Annotated in this window: 1 protein-coding gene; it reads right to left on the bottom strand. The window is 42.5% G+C overall.

Annotated elements, in window-relative coordinates; all coding sequences use genetic code 11:
• Positions 1 to 275, bottom strand: a 275-nt coding sequence (locus ACVC08_RS03480; RefSeq protein WP_452601003.1) for a hypothetical protein, incomplete at both ends; no start/stop codon positions are given.

The following is a 275-nucleotide window of genomic DNA, read 5'->3' on the forward strand; positions in this document are numbered from 1 at the left end:
TAACAGCCTGTTCCGTTTAATCCTGTAGGGTCATCGCCATTGGTTAATCGGACATAGATGGTTTGTGGGGTGATCCCTGTATTTGGATTGGCTGGGTCTTCGTTAACATACATTGTTGGGTCTGCTATAGCGTTAGTTCCGGCTATGGCATCGTCTTGATTGGTGTAGTAGCTTGCTGTAACGCCAACTTCTCCATTGATAATAAAGGCTTCGTTTTGGGTTAAATCGAAGGTTTCTGCTAAATCATTCTCGAAAAAAACATCTACATCATCACA

The sequence above is a fragment of the Pontimicrobium sp. MEBiC06410 genome, from assembly GCF_053601615.1.